A 24,108-nucleotide genomic window follows, 5' to 3' on the forward strand; every position below is an offset into this window, starting at 1 on the left:
GCCGATGGACATCATCATCTGCCTCACCATCGGCGTGCTGGTCGCCGCCGCCGCCTATCTGCTGCTGGCGCGCGACCTGCCGCGCGGGCTGCTCGGCTTCGTGCTGCTGGGCACCGCCACCAATCTCATCATCTTCGCGTCCGGGCGCATCGGCACCATGACGCCGCCGCTGGTCGCCGCCGATGCGCAGGGGCTGGTGGCCACGGCGGCCAATCCGCTGCCGCAGGCGCTGGTGCTGACCGCCATCGTCATCGGCTTCGGCCTGGCCGCCTTCGCGCTGGTGCTCGTCATGCGCGCCCATGCCGTCCTCGGCACCGCCAGCGCCGAGGAGATGCAGGAGGCCGAGCCACCGGCCGCGGCGCCGCGCACCACCGTGCCGCCCATCGCCGCGCGTCCCGAAGTGCCGCCGATGCGGGAGGTGGTGTGATGCGCCAGATGCTTTTGGTTGCGCCGATCCTGATTCCGCTGCTGGCCGCCGCCATCACCGCCACGCTGTGGTCGCGCCCGGTGACGCAGCGCATCATCGGTCTTGTCGCCGCCGTCGCCCTGCTGGCCGCCACGCTGGGGCTGCTGATGGAGGTGCTGTCGGGTGGCATGGTCGTCGGCCAGATGGGCAACTGGCCCGCGCCCTTCGGCATCACGCTGGTGGTGGACCATCTGTCGGTCGCGATGCTGGTCATCACCGGGCTGATGGGCGTGGCGGTCGCCGTCTACGCCATGGGGCCGGGCGCGAAGGAACGCGACCGCGCCGGCTTCCAGCCGCTGTTCCACGCGCTGCTGGCCGGCGTCTGCGGCGCCTTCTCCACCGGCGACCTGTTCAACCTGTATGTCTGGTTCGAGGTGATGCTGATCGCCTCCTTCGGCCTGCTGGTGCTGGACCGCACGAAGGAACAGCTCGACGGCGGCATCCGCTACGTCATGCTGAACCTGGTCGGCACCACCTTCTTCCTGCTGGCGGTCGGATTGCTCTACGGCCTGACCGGCACGCTGAACCTGGCGGACCTCGCCCGCGTCGCGCCGACGGTGGAGAATCAGGGCGCGCTGGCGGCGGTGGCGATGCTGCTGCTGATTTCCTTCGGCGCCAAGGCCGCGGTCTTCCCGCTGTTCAACTGGCTGCCCGCCTCCTACCACACCGCCTCGATGCCGGTGGCGGCAATCTTCGCGGCGATGCTGACCAAGGTCGGCGTCTACGCCATCATCCGCGTCTTCACGCTGGTCTTCGCGCATGACCATGCGCTGTTCGGCCCGATCCTCGGCGGGGTCGCCATGGCGACGATGGTGGTCGGCGTGCTCGGCGCGGCCTCGCATTACGACGTGCGGCGCATCCTGAGTTTCCACATCATCAGCCAGATCGGCTACATGCTGGTGGGGCTCGCCTTGATGACGCCGCTGGCGATCGCCGGTAGCGTTCTCTACATCATTCACCACATCGTGGTGAAGGCGAACCTGTTCCTGGTCGCCGGCGCCATGCGCCAGCTCGGCGGGTCCTTCGCTTTGCTGCGGATGGGTGGCCTCTGGGCCAAATGGCCGCTGCTCGGGCTGGCCTTCCTGATCCCCGCGCTGTCGCTGGCCGGCATTCCGCCGCTCTCGGGCTTCTGGGGCAAGCTGGTCGTCATCCGCGCGAGCCTGGAGGCGGAGGCCTGGCTGCTGGCCTTCGTGGCGCTCGCGGTCGGTCTGCTGACGCTCTACTCCATGGTGAAGATCTGGAACGAGGCCTTCTGGAAGGCAGCGCCAGAGGCGGTGCCGCCGCCCGAGGAGTGGGGCCTGGGCCAGCGCGTGGCGACCTTCGCGCCGATCGTCCTGCTCTGCGGCGTCACGCTGCTGATCGGCCTCTGGACCGAGCCCTTCGCCGCCTTCTCCCTCGCCGCCGCCGAGGCGCTGCTGGACCGGCAGGGCTACATCGCCGCGGTGCTAGGCCCGCAACCCCTCCAGCTTGCGGAGACGCTGCCATGAGACTCATCCTCGCCTGGCTGCATGTCGCGCTGACCTTCGTGGTGGAACTCGCCGGCTCCACCTGGGCGACGATGCGCGCCGTGCTGGGGCGGCCGGACCGGCTGCGCCCGGCCATCCTCGCCGTGCCGCTCGATGTCCGCTCCGATGGCGGCATCGCGCTGTTCGCGGACATGGTCACGCTGACGCCGGGCACCACCAGCCTGGATGTCTCCGCCGACCGCCGCACGCTCTACGTCCATGTGCTGGACGCGCCGGATCATGCGGCCGCCATCGCCGGCATGAAATCCACCCTCGAAGCCCGAGCGCGGGAGGTTCTGCCATGAGCAACCTGATCTTCTGGGCCGCCAGCCTGGCCGGCCTTCTCGTCGCGCTCGGCCTGGTGCCGGTCGCCTGGCGGCTGCTGGTCGGCCCCTCCTCGGCGGATCGCGCCATCGCCACCGACATGCTCGGCCTGATCGGCGTCTGCGCCGCCGGGCTGACGGCGCTGCTGGCCGGGCATGCGGCCTTTCTCGACATCGCGCTGGGCATCGCGCTGGTCGGCTTCCTCGCCGCCATCTCCTTCGCGCGGCTGCTGGAACGCGCCAGCCGCAAGCAGGCGCCGGAGCCGGCGGAATGAGCGCGGTGCGGGAAATACTGGCCGCCCTGCTGCTGGTCGGTGGCGCTGGCGTGGTGGCGCTGGCCGCCCTGGGCGTGGCGCGGCTGCCGGACCCGTTCAGCCGCATGCATGCCGCCGCCAAGGCGGGCGTGGTGGGGGCCGGGCTGCTGCTGCTCGGCGCCGGCCTGGCCTTCGGCACCACCGCGGCGCTGCTGACCAGCCTCGGGGCGATGCTCTTCCTGCTCCTCACCGCCCCGCTCGCCTCCCACGCCCTGGGGCGGGCCGCCTATGTGGCCGGCGCGCCGCTGGGTCCCGACAGCGTCGCGGACGCGCTGGCCGGGGTGCTCGACCGCCATGTCTTCGACATCGATCCAGGCCGCGCGGCCCGTCCGAGGCCGCCCCGGCCACCGCTGGGGAGCCATGATGCCATGTCCACTGTTCCGGAATTCCGCCGGCCGGCCCGCACGGCCGATCTGCCCGGTCCCGTCGCCGAAGCCACGACGATCCGCCGCGTGCTGTGCTGCCTGCTGGGTGGCCCCGCGCAGGGGGAGGCGACGGCCGCCGCGCTGGATGTCGCCCGCGCCGCGGGCGCCCAACTCACCGGCCTGTCCGGCGCGGGGCTGGAACCGCGCAGCTGGCAGGGGCCGCTGCCGGTCGGCGGCGTGTTCTGGGCCGACTGGCTGGCCGCGCGCAGCCGCGCCCAGATCCGCCAGAACTGCGCCGCCGCCCTCGATGAGTTCCAGCGCCTGGCCGCCGCCGCGCCGGATCTCGACGTGGTGGCCCGGCATGAGGAGACGGAGGCCGGGGCGCTGAGCCGCCTGCTGGCCGGGCATGACCTGGCGGTGCTGCCCGCCGGCATCGGCCCGCATGGCACGGAAAGTGAGCTGGGCATGGAAATCGCGGCCTCCCTCGCCCGTGCCCGGGTGGTGCCGGTGCTGCGGGTGCGGCAGCGGCCGGAACGGGTGCGGGGCGTAGTGCTGGTGGTCGGCCATTCGGCACGCTGCGGTGGGCTCGCCGCCGGGCTGCTGCGCAGCGGCCTCTGGCCGCAGGCGGCCATCGCCATCCTGCCCGTGGCCGATGACCGCGCCGGCGTCGCCGCCATGGTCGCCGCCCAGGCGGATCTGCTGCGGGCGCATGGGCGGCGCGTGTCCGTCCGCCGCTCGGTGGATCTGGATTTCGAGGTGGATGAGCTGCGCCAGACGCTGGCGCATTTCGACCTGGCGGTGATGTCCTGCCTCTCCACCCGGCATGGCGGCTTCTTCGACAGTCTCCGCGGCTGTGCCTTCGAGACGGCGGCCGAAACGGTGCCCCTCACGCTCTTGCCCTGAGTCGCGCCGGGCGGGCAGGGTCGCCCGGCAGCAGGAGCCTTCCGCCACCGTGACCGCCGACCGTTCCGCCGCCGGCGGCGCCACGCGCCGGCCGCCCGTCCTGCCCCCGGCGCTGCGGCTGCCGGTGGCGGCGGGCGTGATGGTCTTCGCCGTGGCGGTCGGCACCACCCAGGTGGCACTGCAGGTCACCAACCGGCAGCAGGACCGGCAGTTGCGCCAGCTCGGCCAGGTCTATCTGGATGGCATCGCCGCCAGCACGCAGGCGGCGATCGAGGCCCGCGATCCCCTCCAGGTCGCCGATCGCTTCGCCCGCGCCTTCGCGGAACAGCGTGGGGTGGAGGAACGCGCGCTGTTCGCCTTCGCCCCCGACGGCACGCTGATCGCCCGCCATGGCGAGGACAGCCTGACCGAGGCAATGGCCGCTGCCCTGGGAGACGAGCTGCGGATCGATGAGGCCACCGGCACCGCCTGGGCCGGGCGGCAGGTGCGGGGCCGCGATGGGCCGGCCGGCCGGGTGGTCGCCGCGCTCGACATCGCCCCGGTGCTGGAGGCGCGGCGCCGGCTGTCCTGGATCGTCGTGCTGGTGGACCTGGCCCTGGCCGGGCTGGCGGCGCTGCTGACCTGGCTGGCCCTGCACCGGCTCGGCCGGCCGTTGCGCGCCCTGGTGACGGAGCTGTCGGGCGGCGCGCAGCGGCTGCCGATGCGCCTGCCGGAGGAGCTGATCGCGCAGGCCGACCCCCGCAGCGCGGCCGTGCTGCGCGCCTACAACCAGATGGCCGATGGGGTGCGGGAACGGGAAAGACTGACGGCGGAGCTGGCGGATCGCGAACAGGCCGCTGCGCTGGGCCGGCTGGCCGCGACCATCGCGCATGAGGTGCGCAATCCGCTCGGCGGCCTGGCCACGGCGGTCTCCACCCTGCGCCGCTTCGGCGCGGATGCCACGGTGCGGACGGAATCGCTGGACTTCCTGCAACGCGGGATCGCCGCCCTGGACCGGATCGTCACCAGCACCCTGGGCCTGTACCGGCCCGAGAAGGACCACCGCCTGACCCGCCGTGACCTGGAGGATCTGGCCCTGCTGGTCCGCCCGGCGGCGGAACGGCGCGGCGTGCGGCTGACCGTGGCGCTCGACCTGCCGGAGGGGGAGCTGGCGCCCGGTGCCTCCGGCATCCGCCAGGTGCTGCTGAACCTGCTGCTCAATGCCTGCGAGGCGACACCCCCCGGCGGCGTGGTGGAATTGCGCGTGCGCCTGACGGAGGCTGAGCTGGTCTGCGAGATCGCCGATGGCGGCAGCGGGCTGGGGGCGGCGGAGGCGGCGCGGCTGGCCGGCGGCGAGGCCGGCGCCACGCGGTCCCGCGGGCTCGGGCTGGGCGTGGTGGTCGGCCTGCTCGGCCATCTGGCGGCGCGGGCGGCGGTGGAGGAAGGCCCCGCCGGCGGCACGGTGATCCGCCTGGGCATCCCCCTGGCCAGCCCGCCCGGCAGCGGGGACAACGCCGCATGAGCGAATCCAAGCGCGTGCTGATCGTGGAGGACGACCCGCTGCTCGGCCCCGCCTTGCTGCAGCGGCTGCGGCTGGAGGGGTTTCGCCCCCGGCTCGCCACGACCGGGGAGGCAGCGTTGCGGGAGGCGGCGCAGCTGCGCCCCGATGCGGTGCTCAGCGACATCCGCCTGCCCGACCTTTCCGGCGAAGAGGTCTATCGCCGCCTGGTCGCGGAGGTCGGCGCCCTGCCCACCTTCTTCATGACGGCCTTCGCCGATGTGCCGCAGGCGGTGCGGCTGATGCGCGCCGGGGCGCGCGACTACCTGACCAAGCCTGTGGATGTGGACCGGCTGGTGGAGGCGCTGGCCGCCGCGCTGGCCTCCGCGCCCCCGGCGCAGTCGGAGGCGGCGCCGCCCGGCCTCGGCACCTCCGCCGCCATGCGGGCGGTGGAGGCGACACTGCGCAAGGCGGCGCGCGTCGATGTGCCGGTGGTGCTGACCGGGGAGACCGGCGTGGGCAAGGAGGTGGCGGCGCGCTTCCTGCACGCGGCCTCCGCCCGCGCAGCGCAGCCCTTCGTCGCGATCAACTGCGCCGCCATTCCGCGCGACCTGGCCGAGAGCACGCTGTTCGGCCATGAGCGCGGCGCCTTCACCGGCGCGGTGGCGCGCCATGCCGGCCTGGTGGAACGCGCCGGGCAAGGGACGCTGCTGCTGGACGAGGTGGCGGAGCTGCCGCCGGAGTTGCAGGCCAAGCTGCTGCGGCTGGTGCAGGAACGGGTCTTCCTGCCGGTCGGCGCCGCCGCCGAACGCCCCTTTGGCGCGCGCATCGTCTGTGCCAGCCATGCTGACCTGCCCGCCCGGGTGCGCGCGGGCGGCTTCCGGGAGGATCTGTATTTTCGCCTTGCCGTCATCACCGTCGCCGTGCCGCCGCTGCGCCGGAGGCCGGAAGATCTGGCCGGGCTGGCGCGGCTGCTGCTGGACCAGGCGGTGGCGCGCTTCGGCCTGGGTCCGCGCCGTCTGACGCCGGAGGCCCTGGCATCCCTGGCCGATCACGACTGGCCCGGCAATGTGCGCGAATTGCGCAACCGCATTGAGCGCGCCGCCGCCCTGGCCGATGCGGAGGCGCTGACGCCGATGGACCTGTTCCCGGAGCGGGAGTTGGAACCGCCGCCCGCCGTCACGGACGAATCGCTGGAAGGCGCGCTGGGCGAGGCCACACGCCGCGCCATCGAGGAGGCGCTGCGCCGCGCCGGTGGCAGCCGGTCCGAAGCCGCGCGCAGCCTCGGCGTGTCCCGCACCACGCTATGGAAGCGCATGCGGGCCTTGGGGCTGGGCGGGGAGGGGTAGAGCGCGATGACTTGAGGCGAGATCGCCGAAATGTCTGAATCGCGCGATCAAGCAAAGCTCGGAGCCGCGGTTGCCTGGCCCCGGGGAACCGGCGAAGTTACGCAGTGGCAGATAGGCTGAGTGCGGATGGCCGGGACGGTTCTGGTTTTGGGTGCGGGCATGGTGGGCGTCTCCGTCGCGCTGCACCTTCAGCGGCGGGGGCGGGATGTCCTGCTGCTCGATCGCCAGGGGCCGGGCGAGGGCGCCTCCTTCGGCAATGGCGGGCTGATCCAGCGGGAGGCGGTGTTCCCGCATCCCTTCCCGCGCCAGTTTTCGGAGATTCTGCGCGTGGCGGGCAATCGCGCCGTCGATGTCTCCTACCACCCCTCCGCGCTGCCGTCCTTCGCCTCACCCCTGCTGCGCTACTGGTGGCATTCGGAACCGGCGCGCTATGCGCGCGCCGCCGCCGCCCATGCCGCGCTGATCGAGACCTGCCTCGATGAACATCTGGCCATCGCCCGGGGCACGGAGGCGATGGCGCTGCTGCGGCCGATCGGCTGGATGCGGCTTTATGCGACGCCCGCCCAGATGGCGGCGGCGCTGGCCGAGGCCGAACTGGCGCATCGCGACCACGGCGTGAACTTCGCCGCGCTGGACAGCCAGGCGCTGGCGGCCGCCGAGCCGCATCTGCTTGTGCAACGGGAGGGGGCGATCCACTGGACCGATCCGCTGTCGGTCAGCGACCCGCATGCCCTGACGCTGAGCTACGCCGCGCAATTCACCCAGGCCGGCGGCCGCATCCTGCGCGGCGATGCGATGACGCTGGCGCGCCAGGGCGCGGGCTGGCGCGTGATCGCGGAGGAGGGCGCGGTGGAGGCGGAGGAGGTGGTGATCGCGCTCGGCGCCGCCGCGGTGAAGCTGACCTCCCGCTTCGGCTATGCGCCGCCGCTGTTCGGCAAGCGCGGCTACCACATGCACTACGGCTTGCGCGGCAATGCCGTGCTGCACCGGCCGATCCTGGACACCAAGAGCGGCTTCCTGCTGGCGCCGATGCGCGCGGGCGTCCGCCTGACCACCGGCGCGGAATTCGCCGCCACGGACGCCGACCCCACGCCGGTGCAGCTTGAACGGGCGGAGCCGGTGGCGCGCGGCCTGCTGCCGCTGGCCGACCGGGTGGAGGACACGCCATGGATGGGCGTGCGCCCCTGCATGCCGGACATGCTGCCGGTTATCGGCCGGCTGCCGGGCCATTCCCAGGCCTGGTGCGCCTTCGGCCATGCCCATCAGGGGCTGACCCTGGGTCCGACCACGGGCCGGATGCTGGCGGAGATGATGACGGGCGAAACGCCCTTCGTCGCGCCCGAACCCTACCGGGCCGAACGCTTCGCCTGACCGGGCGCCTTCGCGCCTTCGGTCATCGCGCTTCAATCCGCCTTGGCGCTGGCCTCGGAGCGGGTGGTGCCGACGCGCTGGGCGAGGGCGGCGGCCATGAAGTCGTCGATCTCGCCATCCAGCACGGCGGCGGGATTGCCCTTTTCCACACCGGTCCGCAGGTCCTTGACCATCTGGTAGGGCTGCAACACGTAGCTGCGGATCTGGTGGCCCCAGCCGATATCGGTCTTGCCGGCCTCCACCGCGTCGCTGATCGCCTCCCGCTTGCGCAGCTCCAGCTCATAGAGCCGCGCCTTCAGCATCTCCATGGCGATGGCGCGGTTCTTGTGCTGGCTGCGGTCCTGGGTGGAGGCCGCGACCACGCCGGTCGGAATATGCGTGAAGCGCACCCCCGACTCGGTCTTGTTCACGTGCTGCCCGCCGGCGCCGGACGCCCGGAAGGTGTCGGTCTTCAGGTCGGCGGGATTGATCTCGATCTCGATCCGGTCGTCGATCACCGGATAGACATAGACGCTGGCAAAGCTGGTCTGCCGGCGGGCCGCGGCGTCGAAGGGGCTGATGCGGACCAGGCGGTGCACGCCTGTCTCGGTCTTCAGCCAGCCGAAGGCATTGTCGCCGGTCACCTGGATGGTGGCGGACTTGATGCCCGCCTGCTCGCCGTCCGACTGTTCGGTGAGGGAAAGCTTGTAGCCGCGCTTTTCCGCCCAGCGCGTGTACATGCGCAACAGCATCTCGGCCCAGTCCTGGGCCTCCGTGCCGCCGGCGCCGGCATTCACTTCCAGATAGGCGTCGTTCTGGTCGGCCTCGCCCGAGAGCAGGCTTTCCGTCTCGCGATGCTTCACCTCGGCCGCATAGGTCTTGAGGTCGGCGACCGCGGCATCGGCGATGGCGACGTCGCCCTCCGCCTCCGCCAGCTCGATCATCTCCAGCGCATCGGCGACATTGCGCTCCAGCGCCTGCACGCCCTCGATCTGAGCGGCCAGGCGGTTGCGTTCCCGCATCAGCGCCTGGGCGGCATCCGCCTTGTTCCAGAGGTCGGGGTCCTCGGATTTGGCGTTCAGCTCCTCCAACCGCCGCAGCGCCTCATCCCAGTTGAGATGGGCGCGCAGCAGGGCGAGGCCCTCGGCGATCTGGGTCTTCAGGTTCTCGGCATCGGCGCGCATGGCGGGTTACCTAGGGCCGAGCCGGGCGGCTGTCGAGACGCGGCGCATCGCCGGCCCGGTCGGGCCGGCGGATTTGAACGGCTTGGACGGCGGGCGCGGGAGGCTATAACCGCGCCATGCCGGATTACAGCCACGAATCGGAATGCGGCGGCCGGGTCGCCGGGGTAGATGAGGTCGGGCGCGGTCCGCTGGCCGGGCCGGTGCTGGCCGCCGCCGTGGTCTTTGTCGGGCCGCCGGATGCCGATCTCGCGGCCCTGCTGGATGACAGCAAGAAGCTGAACCTGGCACGCCGCAACGCCGCCTATGCCGCCCTGCTGGCCGCCGCCCGGCTGGGCCGGCTGGAATATGCCATCGCCGCCGCCAGCGTGGCGGAGATCGCGCGGCTCAACATCCTGCATGCCAGCCATCTCGCCATGGCCCGCGCCCTGCGGCGCCTGCGCGCGCCCTGCGACCTGGTGCTGGTGGACGGCAATCGCGCGCCGCCCTCGCCCTGGGCGGTGCGCTGCCTGGTGGGCGGGGATTCGATCAGCCTGTCCATCGCCGCCGCGTCCATCCTCGCCAAGGTCACCCGCGACCGGGCCATGGCGCGGCTGGACCCGCGCTTTCCCGGCTGGGGTTTCGGCCGCCATATGGGCTATCCCACCGCCGAGCACCGGGACTGCCTGGCCCGTCTCGGCCCCACCCCGCATCACCGCCGGGGCTTCGCCCCGGTGGATCAGTTCTTCCTGCAACTGACCCCGCCAAGTATCTGAGTTGACGGCGCGACTCGGCGCCGCGCATCTTGCAGCTCGCGAATCGAGGGGGTGCGTGGCGTAACGATGGGGACGGGGCTCGACCTGCCGCTGGACGAGGTGCTGCTCGGCGACTGCATCTCGGTGCTGAAGCGCCTGCCGCCGGCCTCGGTGCACATGATTTTCGCCGATCCACCCTACAACCTTCAATTGAAGGGGGAGCTGCGCCGGCCGGATGACAGCCTGGTCGATGCGGTGGACGATGCCTGGGACCAGTTCGCCAGCTTCGGCGCCTATGATTCCTTCACCCGCGAATGGCTGAGCGAATGCCGCCGGGTGCTGCGCAAGGATGGCACGATCTGGGTGATCGGCAGCTACCACAACGTGTTCCGGCTGGGCTCGTCCTTGCAGGACCTCGGCTACTGGATCCTGAACGACGTAGTCTGGCGCAAGGCCAACCCGATGCCGAACTTTCGGGGCCGGCGCTTCACCAATGCGCATGAGACGATGATCTGGGCCGCGCGCGGCCCAGAGTCCCGCTACCGCTTCAACTACGCCGCCATGAAGTCGCTGAACGACGACATCCAGATGCGCAGCGACTGGTATTTTCCGCTCTGCACCGGCGGCGAACGCCTGCGCGGCGCTGATGGCGCCAAGCTGCACCCGACCCAGAAGCCGGAGGCGCTGCTGCACCGCGTGCTGCTGTCCTGCACCGCGCCGGGGGAGGTCGTGCTGGACCCCTTCTCCGGCACCGGCACCACCGCAGCCGCCGCCAAGCGGCTCGGCCGGCGCTATATCGGAATCGAGCAGGACCCGGTCTATCGCGATGCCTCGATGGAACGGCTGGACGGCATCGTGCCGATGGATGAAAGCGCCGCGCTCGCCTTGCCGAACAAGCGCGAACAGCCCCGCATCGCCTTCGGCGTGCTGGTGGAACGCGGGCTGGTGCCCGCCGGCAGCACCCTGGTGGACCGCAACCGCCGCTGGCGCGCCGTGGTCGGCGCCGATGCGACGCTGCGCTGCGGGGAAGCGGTCGGCTCCATCCACAAGGTCGGCGCGGCGCTTCAGGCGGCGCCGTCCTGCAACGGCTGGACCTTCTGGCACGTCGAAACCCGCGACGGTCGTCTGCGGCTGATCGACGAGCTGCGGCAGGAGATCGTGGCGCAGGGTGGCTGAGCGGCCGGCGCAGGCGGCGTATCGGGCCGCCTGCAACAAGGTGGCCCTCGCTTAGCGCCGGTTCAGTGCCCGCAGCAGCGCCCAGGCCAGCGCCGTCTTCACCACCGTGCCGGGCAGGAACAGCAGGAAGCCCACCTCGAAGGCGCGCGCCCAGCCGGTGAAGCCGGCCAGCCAGGCCACGCCCGGCACGAAAATCAGCAGATGCGCGGCCAGCAGCACCGCGCCCTGGCGCCACACATCCAGCCCGCGCGCGAAGCCCGACAGCCAGCCCGCCAGCAGGAAGCCCAGCAGATAGCCCGCCGTCGGCCCCGCCATCACGGCCAGCCCACCCGTACCATGGGCGAAGACCGGCAGACCCATGGCGCCCTGCGCCAGATAGGCCGCGACGGCGGCGAAACCCGCCGCCGGCCCGCCCAGCGCGCCCAGCAGCAGCACGGCGAGCGTCTGCATGGTGGCCGGCACCGGCCACATCGGCAGGCTGATCTGGGCGGAGGCCGCCAGCAGCCAGGACCCCAGCAGGGCGATCCCGGCAAAGCGCAGCATCGGGCGGGTGGGTGTCAGGGCGATGGCCATGGTCGCGGACTCCGAAGCGTTTCCGCGCCGGTTTGGCGCCGCGCGCCCAAGCTGTCCAGTCAGCTCGGCCGGACCGGAATGCGTCCCTGGGTCGCGCGAAGCTGTGCCACGGTCTGGTCGAAGGCGGCGATGCGTTCCGGCCCGGCGGGATGGCTGTCGAAGATCCCGCTCTCCCGGCGCTCGGAAAGGCGCGCCATGGTCAGCAGGAAGCCGCGCGCCGCATCCAGGTCGTAGCCGGCGCGGTACAGGATCAGCGCGCCGAGATGATCGGCCTCCCGCTCCTGCTCCCGGCTGAAGCTCAGCTGGCCGAGACGGCCGCCGAGGTGTCCCGCCCCCTCGATGTCGCGGCGATTCCGGGCGGCGGAGCTGCGCCCGCCCGCCAGGGCCCCGGCGATGACCAGGGCGCCCATCAGCGTGCCGCCAATCGTCGCGCCGACATCGCGATTGGTGGCGCTCTGCCGCACATGGTCCGCAGCGTGATGCACCATTTCATGCGCCATGACGAGCGCCACCTCATCATCGCTGCGGGCATATTCCAGCACGCCGCGATTGATCTCCACCCGCCCATCGCTGCCCGCCGCCGCGTTCAGCGATGTGCTGCGGGAGGCACGGACGAACCAGTCGCAGCGGTTCAGCCCGATCTCCCGGCACACCTCCAGCGCCGGCGGGTTCAGCCGGCGGGAGATGCGTTGCAGCGTGGCGCTGACCTCGCCGGTGGCCAGGACGCGGCGCGGCGTGACCCTGTCCTGCGCGGCCTCGGAAGCCGCCAGGGAAACCGCCTCCGCGGGCGGCAGCGGCGGTGGCAGCACCGCCCCACCGCAGCCGCAGAGCGCGGCGCCCAGACCCAGGCAGAAGAAGCGCCGTCCCGCCATCACGCACCCATAGCCAATTCGCATTGGCAGGCTGGCATGCGGGTCCGGCTTTCTTCAATCCCTCCGGAATGATGCGTTTCCGGTCAGGCCGCGCGGATCGCCGCGAGGAAGCCGGTCACCTGGCCGCGCAGCGCATCGGCCTGGCGCGACAGCCCGGCGGAGGCGTCGCGCAGCCCGCTGGTGGCGGCGGCGGTGGCCTCGGCCCCCTGCATCACCTCCGCCGTCCGGCGCGTCACCTGGTCCGTGCCGGTCGCGGCTTCCGCCACGGCGCGGCCGATTTCCTGCGTCGCGGAGGATTGCTGCTCGGCCGCCGCCGCCACCTGGGTGGCGATGTTGGACAGATCCTCGATGGTGCGGCCGATGCCGCGAATGGCCTCCACCGCGCGGCCCGTCTCGGCCTGCATGGCGCTGATCTGGGCGCCGATCTGTTCTGTCGCCTGGGCGGTCTGGGCGGCCAGGGCCTTCACCTCCCCGGCCACCACGGCGAAGCCCTTGCCGGCATCGCCGGCGCGCGCCGCCTCGATCGTGGCGTTCAGCGCCAGGAGGTTGGTCTGGCCCGCGATGGACTGGATCAGCCCCACCACATTGCCGATCCGCGCCGCCACTTCCGCCAGCCCGGCCATGGCCGCGTCGGTGGTGCGGGCATCGACGGCGGCGCGCTGGGCGATGCGGGCGCTGTCCGCCACCTGGCGCGCCACTTCCGCGATGCTGCTGGCCAGTTCCTCGGCGGAGGCGGCGACGGTCTGCACATTCTCCGACGCCGCGCCGGCGGCAATGGCCATGCCTTCCGCCTGTTCCCGTGCATCCCCGGCGGCGCGGCCCAGCCGGTCCGCGGTCTCGTCCAGCGGCGCGGCGGCGCCGGCCACGGCTTCCAGCACCGTGGCGACCTGCGCCTCGAATTGCGCCACCAGCGCCTGGGTGGCCTCGGCGCGGCGGGTCTTGGCTTCCTGCTCCGCGGCGGCGGTGGCGGCGGCCTGGCGCGCCGCTTCGGCGTTCTGGCGCAGCACCTCGATCGCTTCCGCCATGTCGCCCACCTCGTCGGCGCGGCCACGGCCGGGCACGGAGATGCTGTTGTCGCCCTGCGCCAGCGCCTGCACCGTGCCGGTCAGCCGCACCATCGGCACCACCACGCGGCGCACCAGAAGCAGGCTGAGCCCGGCGAGCAGCAGGCCGATCAGCGCGACCATGCCGAGGTTGAAGGCCAGCGTCGCCTGCGCCTCGTCCTGTTGCGCCGCGGCCAGCCCGGCGGCCTCCGCCAGCGCCGCGTCGCGCACTTCCAGCAGGATCTGCAAGGACGGCGTGGCGAAGGCGGTGAAGGCGTCGCCGTCCATCGGATAGGTACCGCCGACCCGCCCGGCCGCGATCAACTCGCGGACCTTGCCGGCCGCTTCGCCGAAGAAGCGCCGCTCGACATCGTCGATCGCCGCGGCAAGGCCGGGCGGATTGCCGACCAGGCCAGCCAGCTGTCGCACCTGGCGCCAGCCCGTCTCCAGCACCCGGCCGGCGCCGGCGATGGTTTCCAGCTCCGCCGGCGTCAGGGCGCGGGCATTGCCGCGGGCGGTGGCGATGGCGACGATCTGGCGGCTGCCCGCATCGCGCAGGTCCCAGACCATCCGCGCGGCCTGGACCAGCGTCTCCAGCCCCCCGCCGAGCATGGCGATGCCGCGATGGCTGGAATCCAGCGCCGCGGTGATCTCTGTCAGCAGGCCGTCATAGACCTGCTGCGGCCGGGCGCGGGTGGCGGCCGCGCGTTCGGCCATCGGCTGCTGCGCGGCGGCGCGGGTGGCGGCGCGCAGCGTGGCCAGGGTGGCGGGCATCGCCTCCAGCGGGCGCTTATGCGCCTCCATCGCGGCGTGGCCCGATTGGCGGAGGCCGGCCATGGCGGCGGTCAGCGCCGCATCGGTATCGGCCTCGATGGCGGTCAGGCGCGCCAGCGTGGCGGCGTCGACCGGGCCGGAATTCATGCGGATCACCCAGTTGCCGCGTTCGATGACCAGCTTCTCGGTCAGTCGCAGCAATCCGGTGGCGGCCTCGGTCAGGCCGCTCGCCTGCTCGGCGCGGAGGCTGCGCTGCCACTGGTCATACGACATGGTGCCGCCGACCACCGCGCCTACCGCTGCAATACCCAGCATCGCGAGGGTGAAAAGGGTCTTGATCCGCATGTGGACTCCGGCTCGTCTTGCATGCCGAAGCTACACACGAAGTGTTGAGGGGGGTTGAATCGTCCGGACTATATGGCCGTCCACAACGCCAGCAGCCGGTGCATCGCGCTGGGCATGGCGGCCTGGGTGGCCTGGGGGTCCATCCAGGCAAAACCCGGCGCCTCGGTCGGGCCGGGCAGGTGGGCGGTCAGCAGGGTCATGCGCAGCTCGAAATGGGTGAAGCCGTGGCGCGCCTCCCCGGGCAAGGGCTGCCACGCGAGGCCCGGCAGCGGCGCGTGTTCCAGCGCCTCCGCCATCGTCCAGGCCTCGGCGCGCCAGGCCGTGCCGGGGATTTCCAGCATGCCGCCCAGAAGCCCTTTCGCCGGACGGCGGCGCACCAGGATGGCGCCGGTCGCCTCCGTCAGCAGGAAATGCACCCCATGCCGGGTCGGCCGTGCCCGCTTCGGCGTCTTGCGCGGCAGCTCCGCCTGCACCCCGGCGGCCCGGGCGGCGCAGCCGTCGCGAAAGGGGCAGAGCGCGCAGGCCGGGTTCCGCGGGGTGCAGATGGTGGCACCCAGGTCGAACATCGCCTGAGCAAAATCACTCGGCCTGGCACGGGCGGCCGCATGCGCCATGAAGCCCTGGGCGAGCGCCGCCAGCCGCGGCTTGGCGGTGGGCAGGGGTGTTTCCTCCCGCACCAGCCGGGCCACCACCCGCTCCACATTGCCATCCGCCGGCACCACCGGCTGACCGAAGGCGATGGCGGCGACGGCGGAGGCGGTATAGGGGCCGATGCCCGGGATCGCCCGCAGCCCCTCCACCGTCCGGGGAAATCCCTGCGCCGCCAGGGCCTTGGCGCCGGCATGCAGGTTGCGGGCGCGGGCGTAGTAGCCGAGGCCAGCCCATTCCTCCGCCACCTCCTCCCACCCCGCATCGGCCAGCGCCTGGACATCGGGGAAACGGGCGAGGAATCGTGTATAACGTGGGCCAACGGCGGCCACGGTGGTCTGCTGCAGCATCACCTCCGACAGCCAGACCCGGTAGGGGTCGGGGCGGCGGGCATCGTCGCCGCGCCAGGGCAGCACCCGGCGATGGCGGTCATACCAGGCCAGCAGCAGGGCGGGATCGGGAAGGGAAGGGGTCACGGATGGCACAGGATGGCGATCAGCGGCGATTCCCGACAGCCCCCCTGCCGCTCTCTTCCCTGATTCCCCGGCTGACCCGCCCCGCCTTCCGCAAGCGCAGCCCGGCCGGGGCGCAGCTCATGGCCGATTGGCCGGATGTGGTCGGCCCGGCCCTGGCGGCCTCGACCCAGCCGTTGCGGCTGGCCTCCGGCACGCTGACCCTGGCCTGCGCCGGGCCGGTGGCGATGGAGTTGCAGCATCTGGCGACGGAGCTGATCGGCCGGATCAACGCCCATCTCGGCCGCACGGCGGTGGAACGGCTGCGCTTCGTGCAGCAGGCCCCGGCCGGCGCCGTGCCCCCCCGGCCCCGGCCGAAGCCGGTGGTGCTGCCGGAGGGGGTGGAGGCCCGGCTGGCGGAGATGCCGGCCGGCGAATTGCGCGATGCTCTGGCAAAGCTGGCCCTCGGCGTCTATCGAAAGCGCTGACCGACCCTTTTCGGAGGCTGCCTTCCCATGCCCGACCGCCGTTCACTGCTGACGCTCGCCGCCGGTGCCCTGGCCTTCGCCCCTGGCGCGGTGCTGGCGCAGGGCGCCGCCCCAGCCACGCCGCCCCCGCCGGCCCTGGCCGCCGACGACCCGCGCATGACGGAGCGCAGCCTGGGCCGCGCCGATGCGCCGGTGACCGTGATCGAGTATTTCTCCCTGACCTGCGGCCATTGCGCGGCCTTCCACCGGGAGACCTGGCCCAAGGTGAAGTCGGACCTCGTCGAGTCCGGCCGCATGCGCATGGTGTTCCGCGACTTCCCGCTGGATGGCCTGGCCCTGGCCGCCGCCGCCGTGGCCCGCAGCCTGCCGGCCGAGCGCTACGAGCCCTTCATCTCCACCCTGCTGGGCAGCCAGGACCGCTGGGCCTTCGCGCGCGGTGCCGATCCGCGGGAGGAGCTGTTCAAGGTCGCCGCTTTGGCCGGCATGCCGCGCGCCAAATATGATGAGGTGCTGGCCGACCAGTCCCTGGCCCGCGCCATCCTGGCTGCCCGCGTCGCCGGGCAGCAGGAACACAACGTCGCCTCCACCCCCACCTTCGTCTTCGGCAGCCGCGCCGTGCCGGGCAACATGCCCTTCGCCCGCTTCGCGCAGCTTGTGGGCGAGACGCGCTGATCCATGGAGTCCGTGCCGGCAGACCAGACGGGTGAAACCCCCGACGAGCCGGCGCGGACCGAGGAACAAGTCGAGGCCGCGCGCCGCGCACGGCTGACAAGGCTGCGCATCGCCGGCTTCAAATCCTTCGCCGAGGCGACGGTGGTGGAGGTGCTGCCCGGCCTGACCGGCATTGTCGGGCCGAATGGCTGCGGCAAGTCCAATGTCGTCGAGGCCCTGCGCTGGGCGATGGGCGAGACCAATGCCCGCGCCATGCGCGGCGGCGAGATGGACGACATCATCTTCGCCGGCACCTCCACCCGCCCCGGCCGCAACCTCGCCGAGGTGACGCTGACGCTGGAGGAGGCCGGCGGCCTCGCCCCGCCACCCAATGCCGAAGCCCAGGACCTGGAGATTTCGCGCAAGATCGCGCGGGGGGAGGGCAGCTCCTTCCGGGTGAATGGCCGCGAATTGCGGGCGCGGGACGTGCAGACCATGTTCGCCGATATCGGCTCCGGCGCCCGATCCTCCGCCATGGTCAGCCAGGGCCGCGTCGCCGCGCTGATCTCCGCCCGGCCGGAGGAGCGCCGCGCGGTGCTGGAGGAAGCGGCCGGCATCGCCGGCCTGCGCGCCCGCAAGCATGAGGCGGAGCTGAAACTGCGCCAGGCGGAGAACAATCTCGGCCGCGCGGAGGACCTGCTCGGCCAGATGGAATCCGGCCGCCAGAACCTGCAACGCCAGGCCCGCCAGGCCGCCCGCTACCGCAACCTGTCCGGGCTGGTGCGGGAGGCGGAGGTGGAATGGCTCGCCATTCTGCGCGCCCGCGCCCAGGCGGCGCTGACCCAGGCCCGCGGCGCCTTTGCCCAGGCCCGCCATGCGACCACCCAGGCCGAGGCTGCCGCCGAGGCAGCGGTGCGCCGCGCCTTCGCCGCCGAACAGGGCCTGCCCGCCCCGCGCGCGGCGGAGGGCAATGCCCGCACCGCCCTGGAACGCCGGCGCGTGGAGGCGGAGACGCTCGGCGCCGAGGAAGCCCGGGCGCGGGAGGCGCTGGACGGCGCCGTGCAGCGTCACGCGGCATTGGCCAAGGATCTGGACCACGCCGCGCGGGTGGAGGCCGATGCCGATACCGCCGAGGCGCGGCTGACGGCGGAGGGCGAGGAACTTGCTCAAATTGCCGCCGAATTGCCTGGCCGCAGCGCCGATGCCGAGGCCGCGGAACAGGCCGCGATCGCCGCCGTCGCCGCTGCCGTGGAGGCCGCCGACCGCGCCACCCAGATCGCCGCCGAGGCCGCCGCCCAGGCCAACGCTTTGGCCGCCGCCGAGGCCGAGGCCGCCACGCGCGCCGAACGCCTTGCCGTGCAGCACCGCAAGATCACCGCCGGCCATGCGGCAGCCGTGCAGGCCCAGATCCCCGAAGAAGCTCGCGCGGCGGCGGCGACCCGGGTGGCGGAAGCCGAAACAGCTCTGGCCGAGGCCGAGACGGCGCTCTCCACCGCCGAATCCGCCCGCGCCACCGCCCAGGCCGCGCATGAGGCGGCCCGCCGCCTGGCCTCCGAGGCGGAGGCCTCCGAATCCCGCGCCACGGCCGAACTCCAGGCCGCCGAGACCGCTGCGAGGCGCGGCGCCGAACAGCAGGCGCGCCTGACCGCCGAACGCGACGCCGCCCGTGCCGGCGCGGTGCCGGAAGCCGAGATGGCCGCCGGCCGCGCCGAGGCCGAGGCCGCGGCCGCCGCCCTGGCCGAGGCCCGCGCTGCCCTCGACACCGCCGAAAAAACCCGCGCCGCCGCCCAGACCCGCCATGAGGCGGCCCGCACCGCCGCCAGCGAGGCCGGCGCCGCCCGCGCCCGTGCCGCCGCCGAGGCCACCGCCCTCGCCGATGTGCTGCGCGCCCGCGAAGTGGGCGGCGGCGCCGAGACGGTGCTCGATCGCATCGGCGTGCCGCCCGGCCTGGAAGCCGCCCTCGGCGCGGCGATGGGGGAGGGGCTGGACGCGGCCTTGGACCCGGAGGCCCCGCGCCACTGGCGCGCGCTGCCGCCGCTCGACCCGATGCCGGCCTTGCCGGCTGGCGCCACGCCGCTGGCCCGCCTGGTGGAAGCGCCGGATGCGCTGGCCCGGGCCCTGTCGCAGGTCGGGCTGCTGCCCAAGGGCGCCGATGGCACGTCATTGCAGCCGCTGCTGAAGCCCGGCCAGTCTTTGGTGACGGAGGATGGTGCCGTCTGGCGCTGGGACGGCCAGGGGTTGTTGCCCGGCATCCCCACCCCCGGCGCCGTCCGCCTCGCCCAGCGCAATGCGCTCCGCGCCGCCACCGCCCGGCTCGACAAGGCGGAGGCCGCCGCCGGCGCCGCCGGCCAGGCCCGCGCCGAGGCCGCCGCCGCCGAACAGGAATCGCGCGGCGCCGAGGCCCGCCAGCGGGAGGCGCGTGCCACCGCCGAACGCCGCGCCAACCTGGCCGCCTCGGCGCTGGACCGGCTGACGGCGCGCGACCAGCAGGCGCAGCAGCGCCTCGCCGCCATCGCCCCCCAACTGGCGCGGCTGGAGCAGGAGGTGCAGGCGGCGACCGCGGCGCTGGAGGCCGCGCGCATCGCCCGCGCCGCCGCCCCCGATGCCGCCGCCGCCCGCCAGTCCCGCAGCGCCGCCGCCGCCGAGGAATTGTCGGCCACGCGCGCCGAGACTGCCGCGCGCGAAGCCCGGCGCGGCGCCGAATCCCGGCTGACGGCGGCGCGCGATGCGGCGCGCGGCCTCGCCGCGCGGGCGGCGGAGGCGGAGGCGCGGCTGGCCGCGCTGACCCCCGAACTCGCCCGCATCACCGCCGAGCATGAGGCCGCCGCCAAGGCTTTGGCGGAGGCCCAGGCGGCCCGTGCCGCCGCCCCCGACCTCGCCGCGCTGCGGGCGCAGGTGGAGGCGGCGCGCCTCGCTTTGTCCCAGGCCCGCGACACGGAGGCCGGTTGCCGCGACAGCCGCGCGACCCTGGCGGCCGAGACCACCCGCATCGCCCAGCGCCAGGCGGCGATCGGGCCGGAACGGGCGGAATGGGCGCGCCGCAAGGCGGAGGCCGCCGGCCGCCGCCAGGAACTCGCCCAGCGCGCCGCCGCCGCCGCAGCCGAGCGCGACGCTTTGGCCGAGGCACCGGAGACCGCTGCCGCCCAGCGCGCCGCTGCCGGCCGTGCCTTGGCCGAGGCCGAGGCCGCGCATCAGGCCGCCGCCGCGGCGCTGTCCGCCGCCGAGACCGAGGACCGGGAGGCCGCCATCGCGCGGCGCGGCGCCGATGCCGCCTTCGCCCAGGCGCGTGAGGCCCAGCTCCGCATGGAAGGCGCCGCCGGCCAGGCGGAGGCCGCCGCTTTGGCGGTGGAGGAGCGCATCGTCGAACGCCTCGGCGAGGGCCACCCGCCTCTGCCGCGGGAGGTCCCCGAACTGACCGACCAGGCGGAGGACAAGGCGCGCCGCAAGATGGAGCGGCTGACCAAGGAGCGGGAGGAGATGGGCCCGGTCAATCTCCGCGCCGAGGCCGAACTCACCGACCTGGACGCCACCCGCGCCCGGATCGAGGCGGAGCGCCAGGAAGTGGCCACCGCCATCGCCAAGCTGCGCGGCGTGATCGGGCATTTGAACCGGGAAGGCCGCGAAAGGCTGCGGGTGGTCTTCGACAAGGTCGATACCGAATTCCGCGCTTTGTTCACCCGCCTGTTTGGTGGCGGCAAGGCGCATCTGGCCCTGGTCGGGTCCGACGACCCGCTGGAGGCGGGGCTGGAGATCTTCGCCGAGCCGCCGGGCAAGAAGCTGTCCTCCCTGGCGTTGCTCTCGGGTGGGGAACAGGCGCTGACGGCGCTGTCCCTCGTCTTCGCCGTGTTCCGCTGCAACCCCGCGCCGGTCTGCGTGCTGGACGAGGTGGATGCGCCGCTGGACGACGCCAATGTGGAGCGCCTGTGTGACCTGCTGGAGGTGATGGCCGCACGCGACGACCAGGGCCGCGGCGGCACCCGCTTCCTGATCGTCACCCACCACCCGCTGACCATGGGGCGGATGCACCGGCTCTACGGCGTGACCATGCAGGAACGCGGCGTCTCCCGCCTGCTCAGCGTCGACCTGCAACGGGCGGTGGAGATGGTGGAGGGCGCCCCGAGCTGAGCCTGAGGGTGTCTTTTTTTCACGTCCGCGTGATCGTATTAACCATTTTCAGCAGATTGTGAGCGAAAATGACGCCGCGGGCGGCGGGGCCGTTCGCGCCTGCCCCACCTGCTGGATGTTCATCATGCGGCGTCGCACACTCACCCTTCTTCCGTTTCTCGGCGCCCTGGCGGGGCCCGTTCTGGCGCAGGCGCCGTCGGGCCGCGTCATCCTCAGCGTCAGCGGGCGGATCAGCGGCGCGACGCGGGATTTCGACCTGGCGGGGCTAGAGGCCCTGGGGACCGAGAGCCTGACCACGCGCAGCCCCTGGACCGGGACCGAAATTCTGCGATTCACCGGCGTGCCGCTGGCGGTGCTGCTGCGGGCGGTGGGGGCGCAGGGCGACCTGCTGCGCGCCACGGCGCTGAACGATTATTCGGTGAATGTGCCGCGCGCGGATGCCGACCGGCACGGCGCCTTCCTGGCGACGCGGCAGGACGGGGTGCCGATCCGCATCCGCGACCGCGGGCCGATCTGGCTGGTCTATCCCTGGACCGATCGGCCGGAACTCGACATCGCGATCTTCCGGGATCGCGCCATCTGGCAGCTCCGCCACATCGATGTGAGCTGAGGCCGGCATGCCTCGCCTCGGACGACTGAGGTTTCGCCACGCCGGCTGGCGCAGCGCGACGCTGCTGCTGGCGGCGGTGCTGCTGCTGGTCCTGTCGGTCGGCGCCGCCTTGCAGCGGGCGCGCGAACAGTTCCGGCTGGAAGCCGGCAGCCAGCGCGTCTCCATCTGGTTCAGCACCCAGGCGCTGGTGGAACTGCACCGCTTCGGCATGGCGCTGCATCGCTATCAGCGCGCCGAGCCCGGTTGGGACAAGGAACGGCTGCTGGAGCGCTACGAGATCATGCTCAGCCGCCTGCCGCTGCTGGGCGGGGCGGAGGAGGCGGAAACCCGCACCTTGCAGGACAATGGCGACGTCGTGCTCGGGTTGCAGGATGCGCTGGCGCAGCTGGAGCCGGACATGCTGCGGCTGCGGCCCGGCGACCAGGCCACCTTCGCGCGCATCGACGCCGTGGTGCGGGAGGCGGATATCCTTCTCACCCGCATGAACCTCGCCTTGCACACGGAACGCCGCATCGCGGTGGAGACCGCGCGCGTCAGTTCACGTCAGTTGGGCACCATCTTCGTCGCCAGCCTGGGCGGCCTGCTGCTCTCCTTCGTGCTGCTGCTGCTGCTGATCGCCCGCGGCGGCCGGCGCGCGGCGGAAGCCGAGCGCACCCTGCGCGTGCTGGTCGATGCGCTGCCCGTCGGCGTCGCGGCCTTCGACCGCGATGGCCGCATCGTGCTGATGAACGAGGCCAGCCTGGGCATCGCCCAGTTGGAGAAGGAGGACTCCGCGCTCGGTCGCACCGCCGGCGAGATCGGCGCCCCGCCGCGGGTGGAGGCGGATATCCAGCGCGTGCTGGCGACCCGCACGGCCCTGCCGACGCAGGAACACCATTTCATCCATCCGGATGGCCGCGACCGCACGCTGCTGGTCAGCACCGCCCCGGTCTTCGCGGGGGATGAGGTGGTGCGGGTGGTGCGGGTGGCGCTGGACGTGACGGAGCAGCGCGCCGCGGACCATCGCATCCGCCATCTGGCGGAGCATGACACGCTGACCGACCTGCCCAACCGCCTGATGTTCGGCACGCATCTGCAGGCGCAGCTGCTGCGTGCCGCGCCGGACCGGATGGTGGCCGTGCATTGCATCGACCTCGACCACTTCAAGGAGGTGAATGACAGCCTGGGTCATCCCGTCGGCGACCAGCTTCTGCTCGCCGTCACCGCCCGCATGCGCGGCGCGATGCGGGGCCAGGACATGCTGGCGCGGCTGAGCGGCGACGAATTCGCCGTAATCCAGCCCGGCCTGCGCAGCGAGGCGGAGGCCACGGTCTTCGCCGACCGGCTGAAGCAGGTGCTGGCGCAGCCCTACCGGCTGCTGGGCTATACCCTTCGCTCCGGTGCCAGCATCGGCATCGCCGTGGCACCGCAGCACGGCACCACGGTCGAGGCCATGCTCAGCCGCGCCGATATCGCGCTGTACCGTGCCAAGGCGGCGGGGCGTGGCCAGGCCGTGCTCTTCGCCGTGGAGCAGGAGGAAACGCTGCGCCAGCGCCGGCAGATGGAGGAGGATCTGCGCCTGGCGCTGGAGACTGGCCAGCTGCACCTGGCCTACCAGCCCAAGTTCAGCGTCGCCACCGGCGCGCTGAAGGGCTGCGAGGCGCTGCTGCGCTGGAATCACCCGGAACGTGGCGCGATCTCGCCCGGCCTGTTCATCCCGGTGGCGGAGGAAACCGGGCTGATCCAACCGATCACCCAGCGGGTGCTGGACCTGGCCTGCCGACAGGCCCTGGCCTGGCGCGCCATGGGGCTGGAGGTGCCGGTGGCGGTGAACCTCTCCGCCGGCCATTTCGGGGCGGAACAGGGGGTGCGGCTGGTGGAGGAGGCGCTCGCCGCGACTGGCTGCGATCCGGCGCTGCTGGAGGTGGAGGTGACGGAGGGCCTGTTCCTGCGCTGCGCCGAGGCGGCGCGCCAGAGCCTGGAGGCGCTGCGGGCGCTGGGCGTGCGCATCGCGCTGGATGATTTCGGCACCGGCTATTCCTCGCTCGGCTATCTCCGGCACCTGCCCTTCGATGTCATCAAGCTGGATCGCAGCTTCATCCAGGGGCTGGATGAGCAGCCCGGCGCCGATGGCTGCCCGGGCCGGCGCATCGCCGACGCCGTCATCCGGCTGGCGCATGGGCTGGGGGCGGAGGTGGTGGCGGAAGGCGTGGAAACGCCGGCCCAGCTCGCGGTGCTGCGGCAACTCGGCTGCGATCTGGCGCAGGGCTTCCTGCTGGGCCGGCCGATGCCGGCGCAGGCCCTGGCGGAAATGGCGCTGGCGGTGGTGACCGACAGCCGAAGCGTGGCCTGACCGCGCCGGCCTTCCGAACAGGCCGGTGGCGGGGCGCATGATGATCGGTCTG

General features: G+C 72.9%; 20 protein-coding genes. 15 read left to right on the forward strand and 5 right to left on the reverse strand.

Going from position 1 to position 24,108, the window contains the following annotated elements; all coding sequences use genetic code 11:
* The first annotated feature begins 4 nt into the window (after nucleotides 1-4).
* The 8 genes from ACVFYP_RS09465 (at nucleotide 5) to ACVFYP_RS09500 (ending at nucleotide 8,073) form a co-directional block, all read left to right on the forward strand.
* Nucleotides 5-427, forward strand: coding sequence for an NADH-quinone oxidoreductase subunit K (locus tag ACVFYP_RS09465; protein WP_499199922.1), 423 nt, complete (start codon nucleotides 5-7; stop codon nucleotides 425-427).
* Nucleotides 427-1,953 carry a proton-conducting transporter transmembrane domain-containing protein gene (locus ACVFYP_RS09470; RefSeq protein ID WP_499199923.1) on the forward strand — a complete coding sequence of 509 codons (1,527 nt, stop codon included), beginning with the start codon at nucleotides 427-429 and terminating at the stop codon, nucleotides 1,951-1,953. Before ACVFYP_RS09465 ends, ACVFYP_RS09470 begins: the two co-directional genes overlap by 1 nt.
* Nucleotides 1,950-2,276 (forward strand): Na+/H+ antiporter subunit E, encoded by a 327-nt coding sequence (locus ACVFYP_RS09475; RefSeq protein WP_499199924.1) that lies wholly within the window; start codon nucleotides 1,950-1,952, stop codon nucleotides 2,274-2,276. The genes ACVFYP_RS09470 and ACVFYP_RS09475 overlap by 4 nt, the downstream gene beginning before the upstream one ends.
* Nucleotides 2,273-2,569 carry an MrpF/PhaF family protein gene (locus ACVFYP_RS09480; protein WP_499199925.1) on the forward strand — a complete coding sequence of 99 codons (297 nt, stop codon included), beginning with the start codon at nucleotides 2,273-2,275 and terminating at the stop codon, nucleotides 2,567-2,569. The genes ACVFYP_RS09475 and ACVFYP_RS09480 overlap by 4 nt, the downstream gene beginning before the upstream one ends.
* On the forward strand, nucleotides 2,566-3,876 hold the full coding sequence (mnhG, locus tag ACVFYP_RS09485; RefSeq protein WP_499199926.1) for a monovalent cation/H(+) antiporter subunit G: 1,311 nt from the start codon (nucleotides 2,566-2,568) through the stop codon (nucleotides 3,874-3,876). Before ACVFYP_RS09480 ends, mnhG begins: the two co-directional genes overlap by 4 nt.
* A gap of 49 nt (nucleotides 3,877-3,925) precedes the next feature.
* Complete coding sequence (locus ACVFYP_RS09490) at nucleotides 3,926-5,377, forward strand: sensor histidine kinase (RefSeq protein WP_499199927.1); 1,452 nt, start codon at nucleotides 3,926-3,928, stop codon at nucleotides 5,375-5,377.
* Nucleotides 5,374-6,702 (forward strand): sigma-54-dependent transcriptional regulator, encoded by a 1,329-nt coding sequence (locus tag ACVFYP_RS09495; RefSeq protein ID WP_499199928.1) that lies wholly within the window; start codon nucleotides 5,374-5,376, stop codon nucleotides 6,700-6,702. Before ACVFYP_RS09490 ends, ACVFYP_RS09495 begins: the two co-directional genes overlap by 4 nt.
* Before the next feature lie 126 nt (nucleotides 6,703-6,828).
* On the forward strand, nucleotides 6,829-8,073 hold the full coding sequence (locus ACVFYP_RS09500; RefSeq protein ID WP_499199929.1) for an NAD(P)/FAD-dependent oxidoreductase: 1,245 nt from the start codon (nucleotides 6,829-6,831) through the stop codon (nucleotides 8,071-8,073).
* Nucleotides 8,074-8,105: 32 nt separating this feature from the next.
* Here ACVFYP_RS09500 and prfB read toward each other — a convergent pair whose 3' ends face one another.
* Nucleotides 8,106-9,236, reverse strand: coding sequence for a peptide chain release factor 2 (gene prfB, locus ACVFYP_RS09505; RefSeq protein WP_499199930.1), 1,131 nt, complete (start codon nucleotides 9,234-9,236; stop codon nucleotides 8,106-8,108).
* A 116-nt stretch (nucleotides 9,237-9,352) separates the two neighbouring features.
* On the opposite strand from prfB, the gene rnhB reads away from it, so the two are divergent.
* Together rnhB and ACVFYP_RS09515 are read left to right on the forward strand one after the other, a co-directional pair.
* Nucleotides 9,353-9,988, forward strand: a complete 636-nt coding sequence (gene rnhB / locus ACVFYP_RS09510) for a ribonuclease HII (RefSeq protein ID WP_499199931.1) — start codon at nucleotides 9,353-9,355, stop codon at nucleotides 9,986-9,988.
* Between the two features lie 66 nt (nucleotides 9,989-10,054).
* Entirely contained in the window at nucleotides 10,055-11,143 is a 1,089-nt protein-coding gene (locus ACVFYP_RS09515) for a site-specific DNA-methyltransferase (RefSeq protein WP_499200468.1), read from the forward strand.
* A gap of 51 nt (nucleotides 11,144-11,194) precedes the next feature.
* Here the strand turns inward: ACVFYP_RS09515 and ACVFYP_RS09520 are convergent, their stop codons facing one another.
* The 4 genes from ACVFYP_RS09520 to ACVFYP_RS09535 form a co-directional block, all read right to left on the reverse strand.
* Entirely contained in the window at nucleotides 11,195-11,716 is a 522-nt protein-coding gene (locus ACVFYP_RS09520; RefSeq protein WP_499199932.1) for a biotin transporter BioY, read from the reverse strand.
* A 59-nt stretch (nucleotides 11,717-11,775) separates the two neighbouring features.
* Nucleotides 11,776-12,588, reverse strand: coding sequence for a M48 family metallopeptidase (locus ACVFYP_RS09525; protein WP_499199933.1), 813 nt, complete (start codon nucleotides 12,586-12,588; stop codon nucleotides 11,776-11,778).
* Between the two features lie 83 nt (nucleotides 12,589-12,671).
* Nucleotides 12,672-14,750 (reverse strand): methyl-accepting chemotaxis protein, encoded by a 2,079-nt coding sequence (locus ACVFYP_RS09530; RefSeq protein ID WP_499199934.1) that lies wholly within the window; start codon nucleotides 14,748-14,750, stop codon nucleotides 12,672-12,674.
* Nucleotides 14,751-14,818: 68 nt separating this feature from the next.
* Entirely contained in the window at nucleotides 14,819-15,874 is a 1,056-nt protein-coding gene (locus ACVFYP_RS09535; protein WP_499199935.1) for an A/G-specific adenine glycosylase, read from the reverse strand.
* Nucleotides 15,875-15,876: 2 nt separating this feature from the next.
* On the opposite strand from ACVFYP_RS09535, the gene ACVFYP_RS09540 reads away from it, so the two are divergent.
* The 5 genes from ACVFYP_RS09540 (at nucleotide 15,877) to ACVFYP_RS09560 (ending at nucleotide 24,056) form a co-directional block, all read left to right on the forward strand.
* Entirely contained in the window at nucleotides 15,877-16,338 is a 462-nt protein-coding gene (locus ACVFYP_RS09540; protein WP_499199936.1) for a DUF721 domain-containing protein, read from the forward strand.
* 27 nt (nucleotides 16,339-16,365) lie between these two features.
* On the forward strand, nucleotides 16,366-17,010 hold the full coding sequence (locus tag ACVFYP_RS09545; protein WP_499199937.1) for a thioredoxin domain-containing protein: 645 nt from the start codon (nucleotides 16,366-16,368) through the stop codon (nucleotides 17,008-17,010).
* 93 nt (nucleotides 17,011-17,103) lie between these two features.
* Nucleotides 17,104-21,114, forward strand: a complete 4,011-nt coding sequence (locus tag ACVFYP_RS09550; RefSeq protein WP_499200469.1) for a chromosome segregation SMC family protein — start codon at nucleotides 17,104-17,106, stop codon at nucleotides 21,112-21,114.
* A 124-nt stretch (nucleotides 21,115-21,238) separates the two neighbouring features.
* The gene (locus ACVFYP_RS09555) at nucleotides 21,239-21,724 is read left to right on the forward strand and encodes a putative pterin-binding protein (protein ID WP_499199938.1); all 486 of its coding nucleotides are present in this window, start codon (nucleotides 21,239-21,241) and stop codon (nucleotides 21,722-21,724) included.
* Between the two features lie 7 nt (nucleotides 21,725-21,731).
* The gene (locus ACVFYP_RS09560) at nucleotides 21,732-24,056 is read left to right on the forward strand and encodes a putative bifunctional diguanylate cyclase/phosphodiesterase (RefSeq protein WP_499199939.1); all 2,325 of its coding nucleotides are present in this window, start codon (nucleotides 21,732-21,734) and stop codon (nucleotides 24,054-24,056) included.
* Nucleotides 24,057-24,108 lie beyond the last annotated feature (52 nt).

The organism is Roseomonas sp. F4, from assembly GCF_053891155.1.